Below are 6,228 nucleotides of genomic sequence, written 5' to 3' on the forward strand. Positions count from 1 at the left end.
CTGCTTCGCGCAACTCAGCGTGAAGGATCCAGTTTCCAGGGTCTTCATCGTTTCTTTGCCGGCCCCGGTACCCGAGAAACATCGTTCCGTCGTGGTCGCTGGCCGCAGCGTCAGGAGTTGCTTCGAGCGAAAGGTAGCTGGCAATCAACAGCCCAGCAGACGCCAGAGCGCGATTGGCCGAGGCGTTCGATTTGTAGCCCGCAGCGCTTGCAACACGCGCCTCACGCAACCCTTCATCGTCGGCCAAAGCGAGAGCGGTCAGCATGGCACGTTGCGGGCGCGAAAGGGCGACCTGGGCAATCGCTTCGACGAATTCCTCGGTGCTCGGAACGGCAAGCCCCGTTTCCGGATCGGACCGACGATCGTCAGTTCTTCGAATTTCCCGCGCATCTATGGCCTCGTGCAAGGCGGCGATAGCTGCCTCTTCTGTTGCACCTCTGGCTTCGGCGATCATCCCGCGCGCGTTCGTCGGCGGTTTCGGAAAGGCCCTGGCCACGTATTCCCCGGAAAGGCGCCCGGACTTGATCTGGTATCGGCCGTGTTCGCCCAGCTGAATCGCGGATTTTGTATCTGACGAGCGCTCGGAAACCTTCGTTTTCTTCTTGTCCTTGAAAAGTTCGCGGCCGGTGGCCGTACGGACTTCCGAGTTGAAACGCGTCATGGTGATGTTCTCCTAAGACGGTGACCGGTAGGAGCTGCGTGTCCCACGGCCACCTCAATTGCCTCGATCATGCCGCTCGCGTGCACGGGTCAGTTCCAAAGTCGCTTGTCGCTTTAGCAAACCACGGTTTCGCAAGCCGACCCTATCATTAACAGACGCACGACTGGTGTCGCATGGCTCGGGGCGAACACCATCGCGCAGGCAGCCTCTGGGTTGATTGTCGTGGGCCAGTAGGCAGCCATGCGAAGTACGGAAAACGACGCAAGCTACACCCTCATTTCAAAGCCGCCGCGTGCGGAACCCCGTAGTGGGGCCGGGGTGCACGAGACCGGCTTTTTACACGTGGCAGAATACGCGTGCAGGTCGCATTTCCAGTGCTGATACGGTGTTCGGTCACGGTGCAAGGGCACTCCACACGGAGTGCCCTTGCGTTGTGTTCAAGCGAGCGCGAGATTGGTCGCGCTTTCGCGGCCATCGCGGCCGGTCTCGACCTCGAACGTCACCTTCTGAGCGTCCGAAAGGCCGGTCAGGCCGGCGCGTTCGACGGCGGAGATGTGGACGAAAACGTCCTTACCGCCCGTATCCGTCTCGATGAAGCCGAAGCCTTTTTGGGTATTGAAAAACTTCACGGTGCCGTTGGCCATGTCCGTGGTCTCCTGTTCATACGCTGCCCACAGGATGCGGCAGCCCGGCAAAGTCAGACTGAGGGATCAACTGAAGCCGGATGAACGGAAGCAGGAGGTCGCAGAGAAAAACGCTCGCTCGACTGACATGCGCCTTGCCGAAGTGAATTACAAGGGTTGTCTTGCGATGTCGCGAAATTGCTTAACAGGTGATGACCGCTGATGGGGCGGCATTGAAAAGCCATCGTCGGCTTCCCATGTATGGTAGGCGTTATCGCTCTGCCGCGTGAGCAGGCGGGTTCACTTCCGCCCCCGGCCGTGACGCACCGTTTTCCCACATCACGAAGGGGGGACGCCGCCCAAGGCGGCTCCGGGCACAATGCGGTGCCGGAGTGTTCGCCCTAGGTGCACCCCGACCGACCGCGCGCGTTTGCGTTCGGCGGTGACGCCGGACGCAAGGTTCGGCCAAGGAATGACATGACTTTCAATGAACTCGGGCTGAATGCTCGCATGGTCTCGCGGCTCGACGCCCTGGGACTGACTCGACCGACCCCTATCCAAGAACAGGCGATACCACAGGCGCTGCAAGGCCGCGACATTCTGGGCATCGCCCAAACCGGGACCGGCAAGACTGCCGCTTTCGGCATCCCGCTGGTCGTGGCGCTTTCCAAAGCTAAGGAAAAGGCCGCGCCGAAATCGGCGCGCGGGCTCATCCTTGCGCCGACGCGTGAACTGGCCAATCAGATCGTTCAGAGCCTTCAGGGGCTGACGGCCGATCTCCGCATCACGCTTGTCGTGGGCGGAAAGTCGATCAACGCGCAGGCCCAGAAGCTCGCCCGCGGCACCGACATCCTCGTCGCCACGCCGGGCCGGCTGATCGACCTGATGGATCGCCGCGCCGTCGATCTCGGCAAGACAAGGTTTCTCGTCCTCGACGAGGCGGACCAGATGCTCGACATCGGCTTCGTCCACGCATTGCGCCGCATCGCGCCGATGTTGGGCAAGAACCGCCAAACCATGATGTTCTCGGCCACGATGCCGAAGGCAATGGCGGAGTTGTCCGGGCACTACCTCGACCAACCCATCCGCGTCGAGGCGTCGCCGCCGGGCAAGGTTGCCGACAAGGTTTCCCACAGCGTGCATTTCGTTGCCAGGGACCAGAAGCAGGATCTTTTGATCGAACTGCTGGACGGGCACCGTGACGACCGCGCGCTGGTCTTCTCGCGCACGAAGCATGGCGCCGACCGGCTCATGAAGCACCTCGACCGGGCCGGTTTCGCGGCCACCTCGATCCACGGCAACAAGAGCCAGGGGCAACGTGACCGGGCCATCGCCGCTTTCAGGGAAGGATCGGTGCGTGTCCTCGTCGCGACGGATGTCGCGGCGCGCGGGATCGACATCCCCGGTGTCGGCCATGTCTATAACTACGATCTACCGAATGTGCCGGAGAATTACGTGCACCGGATCGGGCGGACCGCCCGTGCCGGCCGCGACGGACGCGCGGTCGCGTTCTGCGCCGCCGACGAAGTGGCGGAACTCAAGGCCATCGAGAAAGTGCTCGGCATGCGCGTCGACGTTGCCGGTGGGCGCGCTTGGGAAGGGTTCGGAGACGCGCCGAAAGCGAAAAAACGGCGGCGGTCACGACGGCGGTCTTATTCGCGATGCCCGGAGCCGATGGCCGCCTGACATTAAACGGCAGGCGGCTTCGAGCCTGATGCAGAAGACGGCGCTGGTCCGGCAGCTGACTGCGACCCGGACGTTTCTTTACAGCGAGGCGGCGCTTTCTCCGCAGGAGGATATTTCAATGGAAACTCCCGAATGGCTGAAACCAGGCATCTACGGTGCCGTGATCGGCGCGGCAGCAATCGGCATCGGCGGCTTCACATGGGGTGGCTGGGTGACGGGCGGAACCGCGAATGACAGGGCGATGGCGATGGCCCATGACGATGTCGTAGCGGCCATGGTGCCGGTCTGCGTCGACATGGCCAGAACCGATCCCGACCGCGCCGCAAAGCTTGCGACGATCCGGGACGCCTCTACCTTCCGGCGACGGGATGCCTTGATGGAAGCCGGCTGGGCGACCGTGCCCGGCGCCGAGGCGCCAGACCGTGACATTGCACAGGCCTGCCTTGCATCGCTCGATGTCGATGCCCTACCCGAGCGTCCGGAAACCGCGGCGGACGAAGGATGAGCGATGTCATTGCCTGGACAGGTCCGATATCCCTGCACCGTGGCCACCGCCTTGCCATCTTCGGCATGGTCGGCTTGATCGCCTTTCTGGCGCTTCCGGTTCTCGCGCAGGACGGCACCGGACCAGTGCCAGAGAATGCGGAGGCCCGAAGCTACGGCGGTGGTTGGGACTGTACGCTTGGCTACCGCGTGGATAGCGAAGAGTGTGTTGCCATCGACATCCCCGAGAACGCCTATGCAACGGGCCGGTCTTATGGCTCAGGCTGGGCGTGTGAGCGCGGCTACCAAGAAGTCGGCGGGGCGTCCTGCGAGGCGATCCAAGTGCCCGAGAATGCCTTCCTTCAATCATCGGGCTTCGACTGGCAATGCGATCGTGGGTATCGACAGGATCGGGAGACATGCGTGCCAATCGACCCTCCGGAAAACGCCTATCTTACCAATGATCCGTCAGGTTCGGGCTGGGACTGCGCACGCGGCTTCACGGCCTTGACCGATGCCTGCGTTCCGATTGCGGTCCCAGAGAACGGCTACCTGACCAATGCCGACTATGGTGCCGAATGGGCCTGTGAGAGGGGCTTCTTCGAGATCGATGGCCGCTGTGATCCCGTGGCGCTTCCGGCGAACGCCTTTCTGGATCAAGATTCCTACGATCCGGGATGGCGGTGCGAACGGGGCTTCGAGGCGGTAAATGACACATGTGTCGCGATCGACCTGCCTGCGAACGCCCATCTCGACCGATCGGGAAACCGCTGGCGCTGCGACCGCAGCTTTCAACTCTCGGACGGGGAGTGCGTTCTTGGACGATAGCACCCCCAGATCGCGCCCAGCCGAGACTTCTGGTGTACGGATGCGGATCGGCTGTCGCTTGCGCTACCAGCTGACCCAGCCGACACCCATCATAGCCATGCTGAACGTCCACTACTCACGCTTCGGCGATCTGGAGCGCGCCGACTATCTCGTGACGCAGCCGAGCGTGCCGCTGGAAAGCTATCGCGACGCGTTCGGCAATTGGTGCACGCGGATGGTGGCGCCGGCGGGGGACTTCACCCTGTCCACCGACGGGATCTTTCGCGACACCGGATTGCCCGATCCGACAGCGACCGAGGCCGCGCAGCACGCCGTTCAGGACCTGCCCTTCGAAACCTTGGTCTACCTTCTCGGCAGTCGTTACTGCGACACTGATCTTCTGTCGGAAGAGGCCTGGCGCCTTTTCGAGACCACTTCGCCGGGCTGGGCGCGCGTGCAGGCGATCTGTGATTTTGTGCATTCGTCGGTTTCGTTCGACTACATGGAGGCGAGCGCGACCCGAACGGCGTCCGAAACAATGGCAGGTGGTCAGGGTGTCTGCCGGGATTTCGCTCACCTCGCCATCGCCCTCTGCCGCTGCATGAACATCCCGGCGCGTTACTGCACCGGCTACCTGAGCGAGTTTGGTCAACCGAAGCCTCATCCGCCCGACGATTTCGCGGCCTGGATGGAGGTCTTTCTGGGCGGTCGTTGGTGGGTCTTCGATCCACGAAACAACAGCCCGCGAACGGGGAGGATCCTGATCGCGCGCGGTCGGGACGCCGCTGATGTGCCTCTAACTCAGACATTCGGGCCGAATACACTGACACAATTCGACGTCTGGACATGGGATGCCGAGGACCACCCCGCCGAGGCGTCATCCGGTTCTCGAAATTAGCGCCGCGCGTGTCAACGCCGGTTTTTGTTGGTCTGCCCGTCCTCGGCTCGCAGACGGGATGGTTGGTCCGCCTGTGTGTGAGCGCGTTCGCATCATGAAACCATTAGGGAGAATTGAGATGACCGCCTCGATCAAGACGACCGCCGTATTTCTCCGACCCTTCCAGCTTCCGACTTTCAACGAGACTCTGCCACCTGGCGAATACGAGATCGAGACCCAGTTGCCAGAGCCCGTGGATAGGATTGAACCGGACACCTGGACGTCGTCCGTTCTCGTGCACCTCCATCCGCGCCCCTCGCACCCCGGGCTCGGCCGAACGCTCACCGTGCCGCTTGCCGAACTGGAGAGCGCAGTGGCCAAAGACAAGCTCACCAGCAAGGCTCTTAAGGACTACTTCCTTGAGGAGATGCTGGCTGACCCGATGATCCGTCTTGTCATGCAGGCGGACGGGGTGAAAGAGGCCGTGCTCCGTGACCTCTATTCGGCTCGGTCCCGAGCCGGCCAGGAAAGCGCAGGCGAAACGCGCGGCGTCTCCCCGCCAGGCAAATGGACTGAGACGGAAGATACCGGACCGCGTATTGGAAGCGGGCGCCCGGGCATCGGAGAATGACTTGCGGGTCCGCAATATGGCACCAGGTCCGGTCGAAAGCGGACCGTGGTAAGGCTTTGGGAGCATTGCCGTGACGGATGACCCGATCGACCTGGACGGTCGCAGGACTGTGGTCGGTCGACATGAGACGGAGATGCGGCGGCGACCTGCGAACGACACCCCGTCTTTGGTCCCCTCGGCGCAACCGCATCTCGGTAGCCTCGAAGACCAGATGTTGGCGGAACCGGCGCGGATATCGTTCGACCCGACCAACAGATCGTTTGGCTCCACCGATCTTATTCCTGTCGCCGAGGCGCGCAGGATCGAGCAGGTTGCCCCGGTATCCGGCAGCTTCCACGGAAGATCCGCCGACGTGTTGGAAATGGAGGTTCGGGTGGATGTTAGGGGTTCCTGAGAGCCATTAAAAGTGTGTCATCGCATGTAACGTGCAATAGGTCCTGCCTGACGTCGCCGTAGCTTC

The 6,228-nt window shown here is 62.4% G+C and carries 8 protein-coding genes; 6 read left to right on the forward strand and 2 right to left on the reverse strand.

Going from position 1 to position 6,228, the window contains the following annotated elements:
* On the reverse strand, window positions 1–661 hold a 661-nt coding region (locus tag MGEO_RS20760), incomplete at its 3' end, for a hypothetical protein (RefSeq protein ID WP_143746334.1).
* 437 nt (window positions 662–1,098) lie between these two features.
* A complete protein-coding gene (locus MGEO_RS20765; RefSeq protein ID WP_043919421.1) occupies window positions 1,099–1,305 on the reverse strand; it encodes a cold-shock protein in 207 nt (68 codons plus the stop codon).
* 456 nt (window positions 1,306–1,761) lie between these two features.
* On the opposite strand from MGEO_RS20765, the gene MGEO_RS20775 reads away from it, so the two are divergent.
* From MGEO_RS20775 to MGEO_RS21640, 6 genes are all read left to right on the forward strand, one after another.
* Entirely contained in the window at window positions 1,762–2,970 is a 1,209-nt protein-coding gene (locus MGEO_RS20775; RefSeq protein ID WP_085641655.1) for a DEAD/DEAH box helicase, read from the forward strand.
* 28 nt (window positions 2,971–2,998) lie between these two features.
* Window positions 2,999–3,475 (forward strand): hypothetical protein, encoded by a 477-nt coding sequence (locus MGEO_RS20780; RefSeq protein WP_408607534.1) that lies wholly within the window; start codon window positions 2,999–3,001, stop codon window positions 3,473–3,475.
* A complete protein-coding gene (locus MGEO_RS20785) occupies window positions 3,472–4,281 on the forward strand; it encodes a hypothetical protein (RefSeq protein ID WP_085641656.1) in 810 nt (269 codons plus the stop codon). The genes MGEO_RS20780 and MGEO_RS20785 overlap by 4 nt, the downstream gene beginning before the upstream one ends.
* Before the next feature lie 40 nt (window positions 4,282–4,321).
* Window positions 4,322–5,158 (forward strand): transglutaminase-like domain-containing protein, encoded by an 837-nt coding sequence (locus MGEO_RS20790; protein WP_085641657.1) that lies wholly within the window; start codon window positions 4,322–4,324, stop codon window positions 5,156–5,158.
* 118 nt (window positions 5,159–5,276) lie between these two features.
* Window positions 5,277–5,768: a hypothetical protein gene (locus MGEO_RS20795; RefSeq protein WP_198948139.1), complete on the forward strand. Its 492-nt coding sequence runs from the start codon at window positions 5,277–5,279 to the stop codon at window positions 5,766–5,768.
* Between the two features lie 70 nt (window positions 5,769–5,838).
* Window positions 5,839–6,162: a hypothetical protein gene (locus tag MGEO_RS21640; protein WP_198948140.1), complete on the forward strand. Its 324-nt coding sequence runs from the start codon at window positions 5,839–5,841 to the stop codon at window positions 6,160–6,162.
* The last annotated feature ends 66 nt before the right edge of the window (window positions 6,163–6,228 follow it).

The organism is Marivita geojedonensis (genome assembly GCF_002115805.1).
Taxonomy (GTDB): domain Bacteria; phylum Pseudomonadota; class Alphaproteobacteria; order Rhodobacterales; family Rhodobacteraceae; genus Marivita; species Marivita geojedonensis.